This window comes from Aquitalea sp. FJL05, assembly GCF_003852595.1.
Classification (GTDB): Bacteria; Pseudomonadota; Gammaproteobacteria; order Burkholderiales; family Chromobacteriaceae; genus Aquitalea; species Aquitalea aquatilis.
This window is the reverse complement of sequence record NZ_QAJS01000021.1, coordinates 1-18,396: the sequence shown is the minus strand read 5'-3', so window position 1 is coordinate 18,396 and position 18,396 is coordinate 1. Positions and strand designations below refer to the sequence as shown.

The following is an 18,396-nucleotide window of genomic DNA, read 5'->3' as shown; positions in this document are numbered from 1 at the left end:
CTGGCTGGCCTCGTATTACGCGGTCTGGCATTGGCCGGTCTTGTTTGTCTTAAAACATGGTTACAGGCACGATTATTGCGAGTCGGTATCAACGACTTCCTGACGCTGCCATGACTGCTTCCTCTCCATTACGACTGTTGCTGGTCAACGATACCGACCGCCCGATGGCGCAGCTGCATGCCGCGCTGACGGCGGCCGGCTATCTGGTGATCGTCCAGGCCCAGGGTGCGGCCGAGCTGCTGCAGCTGGTGGACAGCCAGGCCCCCGACATCATCATCATCGATACCGAATCCCCCTCGCGTGACACCTTGGAACAACTGGCGCTGATGGGCCATGCCGCGCCACGCCCGGTGGTGATGTTTGCCGAGCAGGGCGGGCTGTCTACCATTCAGGCCGCAGTCAGCGCCGGGGTCACCGCCTATGTGGTGGACCAGGTGGCAGCCAGCCGGCTGGCTCCCATCATCGATATGGCGCGGGTGAAATTTGAAGAAGACGCTCGGCTGAAAAAGCGCCTGGCCGAGGTGGAAGAACAGCTGGCCGACCGCAAGCTGATCGAGCGCGCCAAGGGCATCCTGATGGAGCGCCGCCAGCTCACCGAAGCGCAAGCCTATGCGCTGCTGCGCAGCCAGGCCATGCAAAGCGGCCTGCGTCTGGTGGAGCTGTCCCGACAACTGATCAATTCCAGCAAGCTGCTGGGCTGAAAGCCTTTGATGACTGCTCCTGCATCCCTACACACGCTGAATCTGGGCTTTGTTGCACTCACCGACTGTGCGGCACTGGTGGTGGCCCGCAAGCTGGGGCTGGACCGGGAGCTGGGCCTGCAGTTCTGCCTGCAGCGCCAGCCGTCCTGGTCTGCCGTGCGCGACAAGCTGATGAATGGACAACTGGATGCCGCCCATGCCTTGTATGGCTTGGTCTACGGCATGCAACTGGGCATGGGCAGTCCGCAATGCGAGATGGCCATCCTGATGACGCTGAACCAGAACGGGCAGGGCATCAGTCTGGCCCCGGCGCTGGCGCAGCAATACCGCGAGGGTGTCAGCCTGACCGAGATCAGCCAGCAGCTGGGCCGCCCGCTGACGCTGGCGCACACCTTTCCTACCGGCACCCACGCCATGTGGCTGTATTACTGGCTGGCGGCGCAAGGCGTGCATCCGTTGCGTGAGGCCCGCTGCGTGGTGATTCCCCCGGCCCAGATGAGTGACGCGACGCAGGGCGGCCTGCTGGACGGCTTTTGCGCCGGCCAGCCCTGGCACGCCCTGGCACAGCAGCAGGGTGTGGCCAGCCTGGTGGCCGACAGCGCCGCCATCTGGCCGGATCATCCGGAGAAAGTATTGGCCTGCCGCCGTGAGCTGGTGCAGCAACAGCCCGAGCTGGCCGGGCGACTGGTGCAGGCGTTGTTGCTGGCCAGCCACTGGCTGGACCAGCCGGAAAACCATGCGCAGACGGCCGCCTGGCTGGCGGAGGATGATTGTCTGGCCATGCCGGCCGAGCTGATCCTGCAGCATTGGGAAACCGCCACTGCAGGCCAGCTGCGCTTTTGTGATGAGGGCCGGGTCAACTATCCCTATCTGTCGGACGGGCTGTGGTTCCTGCGGCAATACCGGCGCTGGGGCATGTGGCAGGGCGAGGCCGAGCAGGGCGTGGTGGCCGCCGTCAACCAGACCGCGCTGTACCAGCAGGCGGCGCGGGCTTGCGGTCTGCCGCTGCCTGCAGCCGGCGAGCGCCACAGTGTGCTGATGGATGGCTGCCACTGGCCAGCGCTGGCGGATGCTGCGCCCAGTGTCGGTGCGCTGCAGCATTTCACGCACTAATGCAGTGCAGCATAAGGCCGCAGGCGACGTGAAACAGCTATATACCGGCATTTTGCTGCTGGCACGCTCTTTGCATTGATTAGCTCGCAGCGGCGCAATGGCGTGCCGCCTGCACCAGACATCGCGACAGCGGCCAACGGCGGCCACTGCCGACCCGGACAACGGCGTCCTCTCCTGATTTCACCATCAGGGAGGACGCCGTTTTTGTTTTGGCCATTTGGCGGGAAGCACGCTTCCCCGACAGGAGCACTACATGGACCGCACTTTCTGGCAAGCCGGACACAAGCCGACCCTGTTTTCAGCCTTTTTGTATTTCGACCTCAGTTTCATGGTGTGGTATCTGCTGGGGCCCCTGCAGGTGCCCATTGCCACTGCCCTGCATCTGTCCACCCAGCAGCGCGGCCTGATGGTGGCCACGCCGATTCTGGCCGGGGCCATCCTGCGCTTGCTGATGGGCGTGCTGGTGGACCGCATCGGCGCACGCGCTGCCGGCATCATCGGCCAGCTGATCGTGATTGCCGCCTTGCTGGCGGCCTGGCAGATCGGCATTGCCAGCCTGGGCGGTGCGCTGCTGCTGGGCCTGTTCCTCGGTGTGGCCGGGGCCTCGTTTGCGGTATCGCTGCCGCTGGCCTCGCGCTGGTATCCGCCGCAGCACCAGGGCACGGCCATGGGCATTGCCGGGGCGGGTAATTCCGGCACCGTGCTGGCAGCCTTGTTTGCCCCCGCGCTGGCGGTGGTTTACGGCTGGCAGAACGTGTTCGGCCTGGCCTGCATTCCGCTGCTGGCTGCGTTGGCCATTTTTGCTGTCTGTGCCAAGGACGCACCGAATGCGCCGCCGGCCAAGAAGCTGGCCGACTATCTGGCCGTGCTGAAGGAAAAGGACGCCTGGTGGTTCATGTTCTTCTACGCCATGACCTTTGGCGGCTTCTCCGGTTTTGCCAGCGCGCTGCCGGGCTATTTCCACGACCAATTCGCTTTTGATGCCAAAACGGCTGGCCTGTATACCGCGGCCTGCGTGTTTGCCGGTTCGGTGATGCGGCCGCTGGGTGGCATGCTGGCCGACCGTCTGGGCGGTACCCGCTCGCTGCTGGCGGTTTACCTGTGCTGTGCACTGCTGATTGGCGCGGCCGGTTTCAATGTGGGTGGCCCGTCTGCGGCGCTGGTGTTGTTCATCCTGGCCATGCTGTGCCTGGGGGCCGGCAACGGCGCGGTGTTCCAGCTGGTGCCGCAACGCTTTGGCAAGGAAATCGGCGTGCTGACCGGCCTGGTGGGCATGGCCGGCGGGGTGGGGGGCTTTGCACTGGCCGCCAGCCTGGGGGCGATCAAGCAGGCCACTGGTGGCTATGCGGCTGGCTTGTGGCTGTTTGCCTGCTTGTGTGGCCTGGCCTGGCTCAGCCTGGCCGGCGTGAAACAACGCTGGCGCAGTGGCTGGACCGTCGCCGCGGCCCGCGTATAAGAAGCGAAGGAGAGCACGATGGATATGGCAGAACTGCAGGGCAAGACCCGGCAAAAGCTGGTGGTGGTGGGTAACGGCATGGCCGGCATCCGCACCGTGGAAGAGTTGCTGGGCCTGGCACCGGAGATGTACGACATCACCGTATTCGGTGCCGAGCCGCACCCCAACTACAACCGCATCCTGCTGTCGCCGGTGCTGGCCGGGGAGCAAGACTTCAAGGACATCATTCTCAACAGCGTGGCGTGGTATGCCGAGCACGGCATCACCCTGCACATGGGCAAGAACGTGGCCACCATCGACCGGGTAAGGCGCAAGGTGATTGCCGAGGACGGCACCGAGGCCGCCTACGACCGCCTGCTGCTGGCCACCGGCTCCACGCCCTTCATGCTGCCGGTGCCGGGCAAGACGCTGGATGGTGTCATCAGCTACCGCGACATCCGCGATACCGAGTTGATGATGGATGCCGCCAAGACCAAGCGCCAGGCAGTGGTGATCGGCGGTGGCCTGCTGGGGCTGGAAGCCGCCAATGGCCTCAAGCTGCGTGGCATGGACGTGACCGTGGTGCATCTGGGCGACTGGCTGCTGGACCGCCAGCTGGACGATGTGGCCGGCGACCTGCTGCGCCGGGCGCTGGAAGAACGAGGCATCGATTTTTTGCTGGGCAAGCAGACCGCCGCCATTCTGGATGACGGCCAGGGCGGGGTGGCCGGGGTGCGCTTCAGCGATGGCGAACAGCTGGACGCGCAACTGGTGGTGATGGCGGTGGGCATCCGCCCCAATACCGCGCTGGCCGAATCCTGCGGCCTGCATTGCGAGCGCGGCATCGTGGTGAGCGATGCGCTGCAAACCTACGACCCGCGCGTGTATGCCGTGGGCGAATGTGTCAGCCACCGTGGCGTGGCCTATGGCCTGGTGGCCCCGCTGTTCGAGCAGGCCAAGGTGTGCGCCAACCATCTGGCCCAGCTGGGAATCGGCCGCTATCAGGGCTCGGTGCTGTCCACCAAGCTGAAAGTGACCGGGATTGATCTGTTCTCCGCCGGCGACTTCATGGGTGGGCAGGGCATGGAGGATATCGTGCTGTCCGACCCGGCTGGCGGTGTCTACAAGAAACTGGTGATCAAGGACGACAAGCTGGCCGGGGTCTGCCTGTATGGCGATACCGCCGATGGTGCCTGGTATTTCAAGCTGCTGCGCGAGGGCCGCTCGGTAGCCGACCTGCGCGACACGCTGATGTTTGGCGAATCCGCCATTGGCGACGCCGGGGTGCAGGGCCAGAGCAAGGCCGCCTGCATGCAGGACAGCGACGAAGTGTGCGGCTGCAACGGCGTGTGCAAGGGAACCATCGTCAAGACCATCAAGGACAAGGGCCTGTTCACGCTGGACGAGGTGAAAAAGCACACCAAGGCCGCCAGCTCCTGCGGTTCCTGCTCCGGGCTGGTGGAACAGATCCTGATGAGCGTGGTGGGCACTGATTTTCAGGAAACCCCCAAGACCAAAGCCGTGTGCGGCTGTACCGAACGCAGCCATGGCGAAGTACGCAAGGCCATCCGCGAACAGCACCTGCTGACCCATGCCGAGGTGTTCCACTTTCTGGAATGGCGCACCCCCAATGGCTGTGCCACCTGCCGCCCGGCCATCAACTACTACCTGCTGTCCAGCTGGCCGCACGAGGCGGTGGATGATCCGCAAAGCCGCTTCGTCAACGAGCGGGTGCACGCCAATATCCAGAAAGACGGCACGTTCTCGGTGATTCCGCAGATGAAGGGCGGCGTCACCACCGCCAGCGAGCTGCGCCGCATTGCCGACGTGGCCGACAAATACCAGGTGCCGATGGTGAAAGTCACCGGTGGCCAGCGCATCGACCTCTTGGGGGTGAAGAAGGAAGACCTGGTCAACGTGTGGCAAGACCTGGGCATGCAGTCCGGCCACGCCTACGGCAAATCCATCCGCACGGTGAAAACCTGCGTCGGCAGCGAGTTCTGCCGCTTCGGCACCCAGAACAGCACCCAGATGGGCATTGATCTGGAAACCATGCTGGCCAATATGTGGTCGCCGCACAAGGTGAAGCTGGCGGTGTCCGGCTGCCCGCGCAACTGTGCCGAAGCCGGCATCAAGGACGTGGGGGTGATTGCGGTGGATTCCGGCTGGGAGCTGTATGTCGGCGGCAACGGCGGCATCAAGACCGAGGTGGCGCAGTTTCTGTGCAAGGTGAAAACCGCCGAGGAAGTGAAGGAATACAGCGGGGCATTTTTGCAGCTGTACCGCGAGGAAGCCTATTACCTGGACCGCACCGTGCACTACATCGCCCGCGTCGGCCTGGATGTGATCAAGGCCAAAGTGGTGGCCGATGCCGCCAGCCGCCAGGCGTTGTACCAGCGGTTGCTGTTTTCCCTGCAAGGCCTGCCCGACCCATGGGCGGCGCGCATTGCCGGTACGCAGAAAAACGAATTCATTCCGATCAAGCTGCACGCCTGAGGAGCGCACGCCATGACAGACAGCCAACACTGGGTACACATCTGCGCCCTTAGCGACATTCCGCCGCAAGGCAGCCGGGTGGTGGAACGCGCCAGCGGCAATGTGGCGGTGTTCCGCACCCATGACGACCAGGTGTTTGCCCTGCTCGACCGTTGCCCGCACAAGGGTGGGCCGCTCAGCCAGGGCATCGTCCACGGCCATGGGGTGACCTGCCCGCTGCACAGCTGGAATATCGATCTGGCCAGCGGCGAGGCTCGCGCACCGGACCAGGGCTGCGCCCGCCATTTTCCAGTGAAGCTGGAGCAGGGCATGGTGCTGCTGGGCTTGTGAACAAGGCCGATTGCAACGGGTTGCAACGGGACCTTGTCATCAGAAAAGGATGAGCAAAATGGGCAAGACTGAAACCCGCTCCACCTGCTGCTATTGCGGCACAGGCTGTGGCGTGCTGATTGCCAGCGAGGATGGGCGCATTAGCGGTGTGCGTGGCGACCCCGAACATCCGGCCAATTTCGGCCGGCTGTGCAGCAAGGGGCTGAACCTGGCGGCCAGCGCCGCCAGTGACAGCGGCCGCGCACTGCACCCGGAAATGCGGCTTACCCGCGATGCGCCGCGCCAGCGCGTTGCCTGGGATAGCGCGCTGGACAGCGTGGCCGAAAGTTTTGCCCGCATCATCCGCCAGCACGGGCCGGACGCGGTGGCTTTTTACGTGTCCGGCCAGTTGCTGACCGAGGACTACTATCTGTTCAACAAGCTGGCCAAGGGCGTGGTGGGGACCAACAATATCGACACCAATTCCCGCCTGTGCATGTCCAGCGCCGTTACCGCTTACAAGAAAGCCTTCGGGGCCGATGGCCCGCCCACCTGTTATGCCGACCTGGAACAAGCCGACTGCGTGCTGTTTGCCGGCAGCAATCTGGCCTACGCCCACCCGGTGCTGCTGCGCCGGCTGGAAGAGGCGCGCGCGGCACGTCCGGACACGCGCTGGATCGTCATCGACCCGCGCCGCACCGACACCGCCGCCATGGCCGACCTGCACCTGCAGATTCAGCCCGGCACCGATGTGGCGCTGTTCAACGGCATGCTGCACCACCTGATCTGGGAAGGGCTGGTGGCGGAGGATTACATCAGCGCCCACACGGAAGGCTTTGCCGAACTCAAGCAGATGGTGCGCAATACCACGCCGAAAATGGCGGCGGAAATCTGCGGCATCCGCGAGGAAGACCTGATCCAGGCCGCCGAGTGGTTTGGCTACAGCCCGGCCAGCCTGTCGCTGTACTGCATGGGGCTGAACCAGTCCAGCCACGGCACCGACAAGAACCTGGCGCTGATCAACCTGCATCTGGCCACCAGCCAGATCGGCAAGCCCGGTGCCGGGCCGTTCTCGCTCACCGGCCAGCCCAATGCCATGGGCGGGCGCGAGGTGGGCGGCATGGCCACCATGCTGGCCGCACATCGCGATATCGATAATGCCGCACACCGTGCGGAAGTGGCTGCCCATTGGGGCGTGCCGTTCGAGCGGCTGTCGGCCACGCCCGGCCTGCCGGCCATCGCCATGTTTGAAGCGCTGCAGCAAGGGCGTATCAAGGCCATCTGGATTGCCTGCAGCAACCCGGCGCACTCGCTGCCCAATCTGCCACAGGTACGCGCCGCACTGGCACAGGCCGAGCTGGTGGTGGTGCAGGACGCCTTTGCCCACACCGACACCACCGTGCTGGCCGACATCCTGTTGCCCGCTGCTACCTGGGGCGAGAAAGAAGGCACGGTCACCAATTCCGAACGCTGCATCAGTCGGGTACGCGCCGCCGTGCCGCCACCGGGCGAGGCGCAGAGCGATGGCTGGATCGTCAGCCAGGTTGCGCGCCGGCTGGAGGCGCTGCTGTATCCCGGCAGCGCCAGTTTGTTTGGCCATGCCGCTGTCGCCAGCGTGTTCGACGAACACCGTGGGCTGACCACGGGGCGCGATCTGGACATCAGCGGGCTGGACCATGCCTTGCTGGACAGCGCCGGACCGCAGCAATGGCCGCTGCCAGCCGGTGCGGCACAGGGTCGGGCACGGCGCTATGTCGACGGCGTGTTTGCCAGCGCCAATGGCCGGGCGCGCTTTCATGCCGTGCGCTACCAGCCGCCGGCGGAGAATGTATCGGCGCATTACCCCTTCCGCCTGCTGACTGGTAGGTTGCGTGACCAGTGGCACGGCATGAGCCGCACCGGCCGCCTGCCACAACTGTTTGCCCACCGCCCGGAACCGGCGCTGGACATGCACCCGGACGATGCCGAGCGCCGTGGCCTGCAGGCGGGCGATCTGGTACGTATCAGCAGCAAGCGCGGCCAGTTGGTGCTGCCGCTCTCCCTCAGCCGCGAACTGCCCGGCGGTACGGTGTTTGCCGCCATGCACTGGAATGGCCAGTTCCTCAATAGCGGCGGCATCAATGAAACCAGCCAGCCACAGGTGGATGGCCAGTCCTTCCAGCCGGAACTCAAGCACGCGGCGGTGAGGGTGGAAAAGATCAGCCTGCCGTGGCGGGTAACGGCGGCGCTGCGCTGTGACGATCTGCCGGCCTTGCAGGCGCGGCTGGCACCGTTGTTGCGCCAGTGCAGCTATGCTGCCATCTCGCTGCAAAACCCGGATGTGCTGCTGCTGCGTGCCGCGCACCAACAGGCCGTGGCGGGCTGGCTACAACCATTGCTGGATGTGCTGGGCCTGCACACCGGGCCGGATGTGCTGGAATACCGTGACGACCGGCGCAGCGTGGTCAAGCGCGTGGCCTGGGCAGATGGCGTGCTGGCGGGTTTTGTTTTTGCCAGCAGCAGCGCCGCCGATGGTCTGGCAGCGGAAAGCCTGCTGCAGCAACTGCAAGCCGGTGAGCCGTGGCAGGGCTTGCGGCTGGCGGTGTTTGCTCCGACCGGCCAGCGTGCCGTGGTGCGGGAAAAGATCATCTGCCAGTGCAAGCAGGTGGGAGAACACGCCATCCGCCAGTGTCTGGAGCGGGGCGAGAGTGTGGAACACATCAAGGGCACACTGGGCTGCGGCAGCGTCTGCGGCTCCTGCGTGCCAGAAATCAAACGCATGGCCGCCACTGTGGCGCAGCCTGCCTGAACAGGGAGTCGGAACATGAAACGCGCAACAGGCAAGGTCGTGCTGCTGGGGGCTGGCCCCGGCGATCTGGAACTGCTCACCCTCAAGGCGGCGCGCCAGCTGCAGGCCGCCGAGGTGCTGCTGCTGGACGAACTGGTGAATCCGGACATCGTCAGCCTAGCCCCGCAGGCGCAGGTGGTGCGAGTGGGCAAGCGCGGCGGCTGCAAGTCCACGCCGCAGGATTTCATCCAGCGTCTGATGCGCCGTTATGCGCTGCAGGGCAGGCAGGTGGTGCGGGTGAAGGGCGGCGAAGTGTTGCTGTTTGGCCGTGCCGGCGAGGAAATCCGCTATCTGCAGCAGCATGGCATTGCCGTGGAAGTGGTCAATGGCATCAGTTCGGCGCTGGCGGCAGCCGCCAGCCTGAACGTGTCGCTTACCCATCGCCAGCATTGCCGGGGCGTGACGCTGGTGACGGCGCATGCGCAGGATCACAGCGAGCCAGACTGGCAGGCGCTGGCTGCCACTGGCACCACGCTGGCCATCTATATGGGCATGAGCCGCATCGGCAGCCTGAACCAGGCGCTGTTGCAACACCTGCCGGCGACTACCCCAGTGGCGGTGGTGCAGTGGGCCAGCACACCACAGGAACGGCGTTTGCTGAGCACCCTGGCTACGCTGGAGGCTGATGCCGGTGCCGCCGGCATGGGCAGCCCGGCCATCATCCTGGTGGGCGAGGCGATGGCTGAGTCAGAAGGGTTTGTATGTCCTGACATGAATGATCCCGTCGCCATTCATGCCTAATCAATACGCAGGCCGTGTGCTTGGTGTGGTAAGCCGCCACGCCGGCGGAAGAAATAATGGCTTGCTGAATCGTCCCTGCTTTTCTCGATGTGTGAATGGCGGTAGTCAATAGAGAAGACGACATCGAGACGCGGCTGTGGCTGGCCGCTTCAGCCTATTTTCGGCCAAGCGCAAAGGGGGCGGCGGCCCCCTTCGCCTAGTCTGCTATCCCGGCCTGTACCTGGCTTGACTCGCTGACGAGGCTCATCGTCGATCCGGGAGCCTGTCTACAGCCCCAGCGCCGACAGCGACGGATGCTCATCCGGCCGCCGGCCTTGCGCCCAGTGGAACAGGCGCGCGGATTCGGTGATGGCAAGGTCATTGATGCTGGCGTGGCGAATCGCCATCAGGCCGTGTTCGTCGAATTCCCAGTTTTCGTTGCCATAGGAGCGGTACCACTGGCCTGCCCGGTCATGCCATTCGTAGGCAAAGCGCACGGCGATGCGCTTATCGCTAAAGGCCCACAGCTCCTTGATCAGCCGGTAGTCCAGCTCGCGCTGCCACTTGCGGGCAAGCAAGGCTTCAATCGCTTCCCGGCCCTGGATGAACTCATTGCGATTGCGCCACTGGCTGTCGGGCGTGTAGGCCTGTGCGATGCGGGCGGGGTCGCGGCTGTTCCAGGCGTCTTCGGCCAGGCGGACTTTCTGGGTGGCAGTGGTGGAATCGTACGGCGGTAAAGGCGGGCGGCTCATGGGTGGCTCCTTGGCGATGGCCCCGGCGTGGGCCGGGGTTGAGGGTCAGGCGGTCAGCGGCTGTACTTCGGGGAAGTCGATGTCGGTACCGGCTACCGAGTTAATGTAGTTGGTCCAGGTATTGAGTGCGACGTGCAGCACGATTTCGATGATCTGTGCGTCGTCATAACCGGCTTCCTTGATGGTCTGCAGCGGGCCGCTGCCGACATGGCCGCGTTCACGTGCTACTTGGGCGGCGAAGCGCACGGCGGCATCGGCCTTGGCATCGCTCGAGCTGCCGCGGCGGTTGGCCAGGATTTCGGCATCGTCGAGCTTGGCGAGCTTCTTGCCCAGATAGCTATGGGCGGACAGGCAATAGGCGCAACGATTGATTTCCGCCACCGCCAGGGCGATGCGTTCGCGGGTCTGCGCCGGCAGGGCGCCACGGCCCAGTGCACCAGATAGCGCGAGATAGCCTTCCAGGACTTGCGGGCTGTTCGATACCAGGCGGAACAGGTTCGGGACGATGCCAAACTGCTTGTTGACTGCTTCCAGCAACGCTTGCGATGCGGCAGGGGCGTCAGCGATGGTGGCGGGGGTGTAGAGGTGCGACATGTTCTAGCTCCGTTCAGGGTGGTGGGGTGCGACAAGCCAAATCATACTTACCTTTATGTTTGATGATAATGAGGTAAAATTATGAATAACTATCCCGAAAATTGAGAATATGGCTGATCGACTGGAAGCGATGTCGCTGTTGGTGGCGGTGGTGGATGCCGGTGGTTTTTCGGCGGCGGCGCGCCGGCTTGCCCTGCCGCTGGCAACCGTCAGCCGCAAGGTGGCGGACCTCGAGGCGCATTTGGGAGTGCAGCTATTGCAGCGCTCCACGCGCCATATTGCGCTGACCGACGCCGGCCGTAGCTATGTGGAATCGTGTCGGCGCATTCTCGACGATGTGAACGAAACCGAGCGTGCAGCCACCGGCGAATATGCAGCGCCAAAGGGCGATCTGGTCATCACCGCGCCCGTGGTGTTCGGCCGCCTGCATGTCACACCGGTGGTGGTGGCGTTCCTCAAGGCTTTCCCCGCTATCAATGTCCGCCTGCTGTTGAGCGACCGCATCTCGCATCTGCTGGAAGAGCATATCGATCTGGCGGTGCGCATTGGTCCTCTGCCGGATAGCAGCCTGGTCGCCACCCGCGTGGGCGAAGTTCGCCAGGTGGTCTGTGCCTGCCCGGAATACCTGGCCCAGCGCGGCGTGCCGGTAGTGCCCGAGGACATCAGCGCGCACGACTGCATCAGCTATGAAGGGCTGGCCGGCACACAGGCCTGGGCTTTTTATCGGGGAGAACAGGTTTCGCTGCTACCCATCAAGCCGCGACTGATCGTCAACGGCGCGGAGGCCGCGCTCGATGCCGCCTGCGGCGGCCTTGGCCTTACCCGTGTGCTGTCCTACCAGTGCGAGCCTGCCCGGCAGGCCGGCAAGGTGCAGATTGTGCTGGCGGATTTTGAGCCGGCACCGTGGCCGGTGAGCCTGGTGTATGCCGGGCAGGGCAGGTTGCCAATCAAACTGCGGGCCTTCCTGGATTTCGCTGCGCCAAGATTGCGTAGTCAGCCGCTGCACCCTGGGCAGGGACGATAGCTGCTGATCGTAGCGCAGCGGTAGCTTTCCCATGAAAACAGCAGACATGCTGGCTTATTACGCAGCTGATTTATCCCGGGCAATGCCGGATAACCGAGGCAAGGTCCGCTGGGCTGTGCAGCAGCGGGAAGAGTTCATGCCGCACTGTGCCAGTGCAGCAGGACACCACAACCGTGGACAAAGCCAAGCGCGATTAGTCCGCGCCAGGCTTGTCCTGAGCAAGAGAATGCGGCCTGCCTGAGCAAACAGGGAGCGCCAGCCGGGCGTGTTGTAGCCATTTCTCTTGTCTTCTTGTGCAAGCCGCCCTGTGGCGGCTTTTTTGGCGCGATCTACCCGGTGACGCCCCCATGCGTGAGCGTCAGTTGCGCCCTCTGCGTTCTGGCTCCATGGCGTGAACAAATACCGTATAAGTGTCGGCCGGGCGCAGCCCACCCGCCATGTCCAGAGCGCGACCGATAGCCCCACGGTGATAGCTGCCGTGATTGACCAGATGGAACAGAATCTCTTCACGGGTCATCGAGCCAGTTTTCCCATCCAGAAAGCGAAAGTGGATTATTTCGCCCAGCTTTTCCGGCGACAGTGCTGCTGCATAGGGCTGCAGCCAGTCATTTGCATCTGACAAGCGTTTGCCCAGCTCCTCCAGTGCAGGGACGATTTCCGAGTTCGTGCTTGCATGCGGCTCGGGCATACCCGTCAGCCTGGCCCGGAACACTTCCTCCACCCGCACCATGTGATTCAACTGCTGGCGCGCAAAGGCCAGCTCTGCCGGAAAGGCCTGTGCATCAATCAGCGCAATGGCCGCAAGCGTGCGCTGGTCAGCCCATTGCTTGTAGCGCAGCTGGTTCAGGATTTGTGTTGAAGACATGGGAATGATCTCGTCAATTTTTGAAGCTGCAGTCAGGCAGCTGGCTGAATGGCGCAGCGCCGGGTGGGCTGCCGTGGTCGGCCCACGCCGTTACTGTCAGGCAAAGCCATGCATCCAGCCAGCAAAAATGTGGATTCAGCGAGCTGCTGAAGTCGCAAGCTTCAGACCCAGCGCAATCATCACTCCGCCAGCGATGCGATCCATCGCAGTTTTGTAGCGCAAATATTGCTTGCGTGGGGCGGCGGATGAAAGCGCTAATGCCACCAACGCATACCATCCGGCTTCAATGCAAAAAACCAGCAAGACAATGGTGCTGCTGAATGCGATGGAAGGGAGCTGCGGCAGAAATGTGGCAAAAACACTGGCATAAACAATCGCGGTTTTGGGATTGCTCAGCTGGGTACTGGCACCGGTCATGGCACTTCTCATGTAACTGCTATCGGTCGACACCGTGCCATCCGAGGGCATGGCTAGTGCTTGCTTGGCACCACGCCAGATTTTCAGTCCCAGATAGGCCAGATATAAACCACCAGCCATCTTGAGAAAGAGATAAAGCGCTGGCACGGCCAGCAGCAAACCATTCAGGCCAAGCAATGACAGCGCGGCAAAGATAAAACCACCCACGCCCATGCCAAGCGCAGTGCAAAGACCATTGATGCGGCCGGATGTCACCGCAGTTTTGGCTACCATCACAAAACTTGGCCCCGGGCTGATGGCACCAATAAAGAGTGCAGACCCGATGCTGATTAATGCGGTTATTTCTTGCATTTTCTTCTCCTGAATATTATTGGATGGCAACTTAGCTGATTGTGAATAATATCTTTCAGCGCAAGATTGTGCTGTTGTCGGTAGCCTTAATATGGAGCATGTGGCTATTCGGAGTGTGCATTTTGTTGGATGTCTGCAAATTATCCAATGACTACCAGTCAGAATTAACTAAATTTTCTTCGCTCTGGTGAGTGCGATATTTAACAATGCTACACCAGCCACAAAACACCAAAATTGAAAAGGTGGTAAGTTGCCAGACATGGCTCCGATAATTAAGCCAGACCCTAATTCTGCGAATATTTTTGACATTCTCTTTGCTCTCTAGTTACTACGTCTGGGAAGACGTTACTCGTTAAGCCCAGATATGAAAGTTGAGCGTAATATTATCCGGCGTAAATAAATGCAACCCGATTGATTAACGGCATAAGCACGATGATCCCATGCTCGGAATAAGCATACCAACTACCCTGTGCGGAGACTGCACGGTTGATCTCACTTGCAACCTCAGCTTTGATTGGAATGCCAAAGCCATACTGATTTAAGTAATTTTCCAGTAAAGGCCCTGATTCTGTACGTGAAGCCCCTTCCCCCTCAAACCACTCTCGATGACCTTGCAAGGGAGTGGCCTCCCATGTCAGTTCAGGTACCAATACGCTCGGATTTTTGTGGGTCATATGCGAAGGAAGCTCATACAAGATGACTCCCGTTTCATTTCCTCCGGGGCCAAAACCCCAAGAGTTAGTCTCAGTGTACAGAACCTTCTGCACTTCTAGCTGCGGAGGAAGCAGGGATAAGCGATTTGGTGTTCCGATAAACCATACTGCAGCCGATAGGGCTATGCAAAGAAGCAAACATGACAGTACGCAACCCAGCATTCGACGGTTCATATGAATGCTGCGTAGAAAAGTTTCCATCAGACGGTTCCTGTCCTATAGCATCCCGGCATCAATGTCTTCCAACGATCCTAAGCTGACGTTACATTGTTGGTGAGTATTGAAATATTTTAATTAGACGAGGACAGTTGATAAGCTAAAAGTGTTTGAAATATCAATCCGCTATCAACCTTAAACCATCGGGTTGGAATTTTTATGCTTTCACTGGAGTTTTTCATTGTTAGCCATAAGCATTCCTTGCGATTCTTTCCGCCGCCATCGAAAGTGATTTTCCCAATGTCACGCCACTTCAATTGCCATTTGGTAATGCCTTTGTGAATCATTGAAATTCCATCAGAATTTAATGCAAGGTTGGACTTTAGGAAATATTGAGTGAATTCAATATTTTTTGTCGTGTTAATTTTATATTTTAGCCAGTTAGCATATCTAAGATATTGAAAGAAAACATAAGAAAGTGGGAAATAAAGAAGAAACAAAGGCAAGGGATGGTGGCTTATTTCTAGTAATTTTGAAAAAAGCACACCTGCACCAACAAACATCATCAACATGTGAGTGAGTGATATATAGCCCCCATGCTTTCGAAGAAATGAAGGGAAGTTTTCCACAAGCTTATCAGAATCCAGCATATGTACCTCATTTGATTTCTTGCCGTTGATTGATTCGAATGGCTCTTATTATGCAGGTGTTATCTGTCTGCTCCTGGTCGAGAGCAGCCTGCAGTCAATTTCTTAAAACGATCCAGATCGGAAGTTGATTGTTTGAGAGATCTGTGCTTAGTCTGTCAGCTTGGTTAAGCATGCAGTGAATTTCCTGAAAACTAATATGATTCACAATTGATGCTTCATGGTAATCACTAATTTTAATTCATGCGGCTGTGTTGGTGTTTTTATTTTCAGTAACATTCATTACTCTAAGCTTATTTGATATTTCAGTTATATTTACTTGTTTTTCTGTAAATACATACCAACCTTGCTCGGTTGATATTTTTAATATTCTTAAAGATTTTTTTCGTCGCTGTCTCCAAATTGTAAAATTGGAAGCCAGCCCAGCAATTGCTAGAGAGAAGAAGCCTGATAAATAGTTATTTTCAGAATAATTTTTATTGTCTTCCTGTTGTGGCTCAAGAATTTTGCATTCGATCAGGAAAAATTTTATATCATTTACTTTGAAATAATTCTCACAAATTTTTATTTGTGTATTGAGCATGGCTGTGAGTTCTTTTCTTGTAAATTATTGGCGAAATAGTAAATTAAATTTTAATGTCGCTGAGCGCAGCTTTTAAAAGTCAGACTGCCAGTGACAGCAGGAAATGGCCGACAGCAGCCAATGCATACGTGTTGATGCGATTAAATTTAATCACACCCCGGCCGTCATTCTAAATTCTGATATCTTCAGGACCAGCCGGGGGATTCCACCATCAGTGCGTTTGTTTCATCAAAGGAAATGGATTGGTTGGCAAAGGAGAAGGTGCCATCATCAATAATTTCTCTTGCGGCGTTGATTAGTCCGCTTAATGCGGCGCGGCTAAGCGATGAGCCGAGGCTGACTCGTTTGACGCCAAGCGCTGTTAACTGCTCCATGGTGTAGGGATATCCCCGCAGCCCCATTACCACATTGACCGGTTTGGTTACCGCAGCGCATACCTCGCGGATGGCTTCTGCACTGGGTAGCCCGGGAGCGAACAAAACATCAGCGCCGGCGGCTTCGTAGGCTTGTAAGCGGCGGATGGTGTCATCGAGATCCGGTTTGCCGTGCAGGAAGTTCTCTGCTCGAGCCACTAGTACAAATGGAAACGGCAGGCTGCGGGCCGACTCTACCGCAGCGGCGATGCGTTCTACCGACAAAGAAAAGTCATAAATAGGATGTTCTTTTCTCCCCGATGCATCTTCAATCGAGCCACCCACCAGCCCACATTCGGCAGCCAGACGGATTGTTTCTGCCACCACTGCGGGTGCATCTCCAAAGCCATTTTCCAAATCGGCTGCTACCGGTAAATCTGTTGCCTGGACAATCTGTTGCGCATTGGCCAGGGTTTCAGTGCGAGTGAGGGCACCTTCGGCATCGCGTCTGCCCAGGCTGAAGGCCAAGCCTGCACTGGTGGTGGCCAGGGCTTCAAAGCCTAGCGATGCCAGGATGCGTGCTGTACCGGCATCCCATGGATTGGGAATGACAAAGGCCTTTTCGCGCTGATGCAAGGCCTGAAAGCGTATTGCTTTATCGAGCTGATTCATTTGGGGACTCCCAAGTAAACAGATGGAAACGCTATTTGAAATGCATGGCGTGGTGATGCTGTTCTACAAAGGGCGGCTTTGTCGAATTGGGGGGTACGCACGGCCGATCTGCAACAACCGCACCTGGCAGCTCCCAGCCACCTTACACCCAATCCATAGTGCATAAAAGGGGCGTCGACTCCCCTTGTCTTTGCTGCCATCCGGTACGGTATGTGGGCTTCTCGGTTGGGTGATTTCCACTCGCTGCTTGGCAGCCTGGGCCATGAGTGATGGCGTGCATGTCTGCAGCGGCGCTCATGCTTTAGCGATGCACAGGTCTGGTAAGCGCGCAGTGAGCCAGTGACTTGAATGGGGAGGGGCGGGCTGGATGGCGAGGGCTGTGAGCGGGGGAAGGTCATGCACTGTGAGCGACACCGCCAGCCGGGCAGGCGTGGTGGTGCTGGCTTATCGCAGGTGCTGCAGCAGCTGGTCGGCCACGGCTTGCCATTTCGAACTGGAAATCACTGCATGGCCGGCATCTTCGATCATCACCGCTTCGGTGTCGTAGGAGCGGGCGGTGGCGGCGACCACATCGGGCGGGATCAGGCGGTCGCGGCTGCCGCCGATGACCTGGACCTGCGCGCTGATATTGTCCGGATTGACATAGGCGGGCTTGCCTTCGGCTGCCTGCAGGGCGATGGCCTTGCCCAGCGGGTCGCCCATGAATTCGACCACCGGTTCCAGGGTTCCCGGCAGCAGGCCCCAGGGCGGTACCGAGCAGATCAGGCTGGCCTTGCGTATGCTCTGGTTGCCGTCCAGCACGCGCTGGGTGAGAAAGCCGCCCATGGAGTGGCCCACGATCAGCACGGGTTTGTTGGCCAGCTGGTCGAGGACGTGGTAGACGTCTTCTTCATAGCCGCGCAGGGTCTGGTTGGCGCGGGCCGGGCTGCCACCATGGCCGCGCAATGACAGCGCGGTGCTGCTGAGGCCGTGGCGGGCAAAGTAGGGCAGGAAATTTTCCCGCCACTGCCAGCCGTCACCGGCCACCCCGTGAATGAACAGCACGTGAGCACGCGCAGCGGCGGCATCGGCATGAAACAGTTCGATGCCGTCGTTCATTTCATAGCGGCAGGCTTCGGCCGGGTCGGCTTCGGCCAGCTGGATCAGGCAGGAGGTTTCCTCGCCGTCCTGGGCAAAGCGGGTGCTCAGGCCACGGCATAGCGAGGCCATGCGGCCGTTGCGCCGCAGATACTGGATGCGCAGGCTGTTTACCTTGCGGCGGCGGGCATGTTCCAGCGCCTGGTCGAACAACATGCGCCCTATGCCCTTGCCCTGGCAAAAGCTGTCTACGCTGATGCCTAGCTCGCCGCAGGGGTGACCTTCGTGCTGGAACACGGCGATATGTACCACGCCGATCAGCAGGCCACGGTACAGCACGCCCATGACGATGTCGCGATTGAAGTTGATGCGGTCGACGTAGTCGGCGAGGGCGGCCTCGCTCATTTCCAGACCAAAGCGGGTAAAGCGGTCTTCGTCGTTGAGTATTTGCAGGTGGGCAAGAATGGCCGGGCGGGTGGTTGCCTGAAGCCGGTTGAATTCGACGTTCATGGGGCTTCCTTTATTGTGCATTGCAGCAATTTCTAGTGTAGGCCTTTCCTCCGGCAATGCAAGCAGTCGTGGCAGCCCGCC

At 60.0% G+C, this 18,396-nt stretch carries 16 protein-coding genes and 1 pseudogene; 8 read left to right on the top strand and 9 right to left on the bottom strand.

Going from position 1 to position 18,396, the window contains the following annotated elements; translation table 11 throughout:
• Positions 1 to 110: 110 nt before the first annotated feature.
• The 7 genes and pseudogenes from DBR44_RS18845 (at position 111) to cobA (ending at position 9,622) form a co-directional block, all read left to right on the top strand.
• Positions 111 to 701, top strand: a complete 591-nt coding sequence (locus DBR44_RS18845) for an ANTAR domain-containing response regulator (protein WP_124645530.1) — start codon at positions 111 to 113, stop codon at positions 699 to 701.
• A gap of 9 nt (positions 702 to 710) precedes the next feature.
• Positions 711 to 1,814: a CmpA/NrtA family ABC transporter substrate-binding protein gene (locus tag DBR44_RS18840; RefSeq protein ID WP_124645529.1), complete on the top strand. Its 1,104-nt coding sequence runs from the start codon at positions 711 to 713 to the stop codon at positions 1,812 to 1,814.
• 253 nt (positions 1,815 to 2,067) lie between these two features.
• Entirely contained in the window at positions 2,068 to 3,270 is a 1,203-nt protein-coding gene (locus DBR44_RS18835; protein ID WP_124645528.1) for a NarK/NasA family nitrate transporter, read from the top strand.
• An 18-nt stretch (positions 3,271 to 3,288) separates the two neighbouring features.
• Positions 3,289 to 5,676, top strand: a pseudogene (gene nirB / locus DBR44_RS18830) (nitrite reductase large subunit NirB); the annotation flags it as partial.
• Between the two features lie 81 nt (positions 5,677 to 5,757).
• Complete coding sequence (gene nirD, locus DBR44_RS18825) at positions 5,758 to 6,075, top strand: nitrite reductase small subunit NirD (protein ID WP_124645527.1); 318 nt, start codon at positions 5,758 to 5,760, stop codon at positions 6,073 to 6,075.
• Between the two features lie 58 nt (positions 6,076 to 6,133).
• Positions 6,134 to 8,842 carry a nitrate reductase gene (locus DBR44_RS18820; RefSeq protein WP_124645526.1) on the top strand — a complete coding sequence of 903 codons (2,709 nt, stop codon included), beginning with the start codon at positions 6,134 to 6,136 and terminating at the stop codon, positions 8,840 to 8,842.
• 15 nt (positions 8,843 to 8,857) lie between these two features.
• On the top strand, positions 8,858 to 9,622 hold the full coding sequence (gene cobA / locus DBR44_RS18815; protein ID WP_124645525.1) for a uroporphyrinogen-III C-methyltransferase: 765 nt from the start codon (positions 8,858 to 8,860) through the stop codon (positions 9,620 to 9,622).
• Between the two features lie 266 nt (positions 9,623 to 9,888).
• Here cobA and DBR44_RS18810 read toward each other — a convergent pair whose 3' ends face one another.
• Complete coding sequence (locus DBR44_RS18810) at positions 9,889 to 10,353, bottom strand: nuclear transport factor 2 family protein (protein WP_124645524.1); 465 nt, start codon at positions 10,351 to 10,353, stop codon at positions 9,889 to 9,891.
• A 45-nt stretch (positions 10,354 to 10,398) separates the two neighbouring features.
• Entirely contained in the window at positions 10,399 to 10,947 is a 549-nt protein-coding gene (locus tag DBR44_RS18805; RefSeq protein ID WP_124645523.1) for a carboxymuconolactone decarboxylase family protein, read from the bottom strand.
• A 109-nt stretch (positions 10,948 to 11,056) separates the two neighbouring features.
• Between DBR44_RS18805 and DBR44_RS18800 the strand changes: the two genes are divergently transcribed.
• Positions 11,057 to 11,971, top strand: a complete 915-nt coding sequence (locus DBR44_RS18800) for a LysR family transcriptional regulator (RefSeq protein ID WP_199731112.1) — start codon at positions 11,057 to 11,059, stop codon at positions 11,969 to 11,971.
• Positions 11,972 to 12,329: 358 nt separating this feature from the next.
• Here DBR44_RS18800 and DBR44_RS18795 read toward each other — a convergent pair whose 3' ends face one another.
• The 7 genes from DBR44_RS18795 to DBR44_RS18765 all read right to left on the bottom strand — a co-directional run bounded on the left by DBR44_RS18795 (position 12,330) and on the right by DBR44_RS18765 (position 18,315).
• On the bottom strand, positions 12,330 to 12,836 hold the full coding sequence (locus DBR44_RS18795; RefSeq protein WP_124645522.1) for a DinB family protein: 507 nt from the start codon (positions 12,834 to 12,836) through the stop codon (positions 12,330 to 12,332).
• Positions 12,837 to 12,971: 135 nt separating this feature from the next.
• Positions 12,972 to 13,604, bottom strand: a complete 633-nt coding sequence (locus DBR44_RS18790) for a LysE family translocator (RefSeq protein ID WP_124645521.1) — start codon at positions 13,602 to 13,604, stop codon at positions 12,972 to 12,974.
• 383 nt (positions 13,605 to 13,987) lie between these two features.
• A complete protein-coding gene (locus tag DBR44_RS18785) occupies positions 13,988 to 14,518 on the bottom strand; it encodes a hypothetical protein (RefSeq protein ID WP_124645520.1) in 531 nt (176 codons plus the stop codon).
• Positions 14,519 to 14,607: 89 nt separating this feature from the next.
• Complete coding sequence (locus tag DBR44_RS18780) at positions 14,608 to 15,123, bottom strand: hypothetical protein (protein WP_124645519.1); 516 nt, start codon at positions 15,121 to 15,123, stop codon at positions 14,608 to 14,610.
• 238 nt (positions 15,124 to 15,361) lie between these two features.
• Entirely contained in the window at positions 15,362 to 15,703 is a 342-nt protein-coding gene (locus tag DBR44_RS18775; RefSeq protein WP_124645518.1) for a hypothetical protein, read from the bottom strand.
• A 185-nt stretch (positions 15,704 to 15,888) separates the two neighbouring features.
• Positions 15,889 to 16,728: an oxaloacetate decarboxylase gene (locus tag DBR44_RS18770; protein WP_124645517.1), complete on the bottom strand. Its 840-nt coding sequence runs from the start codon at positions 16,726 to 16,728 to the stop codon at positions 15,889 to 15,891.
• A 444-nt stretch (positions 16,729 to 17,172) separates the two neighbouring features.
• Positions 17,173 to 18,315, bottom strand: a complete 1,143-nt coding sequence (locus DBR44_RS18765) for an alpha/beta fold hydrolase (RefSeq protein ID WP_158613672.1) — start codon at positions 18,313 to 18,315, stop codon at positions 17,173 to 17,175.
• Positions 18,316 to 18,396 lie beyond the last annotated feature (81 nt).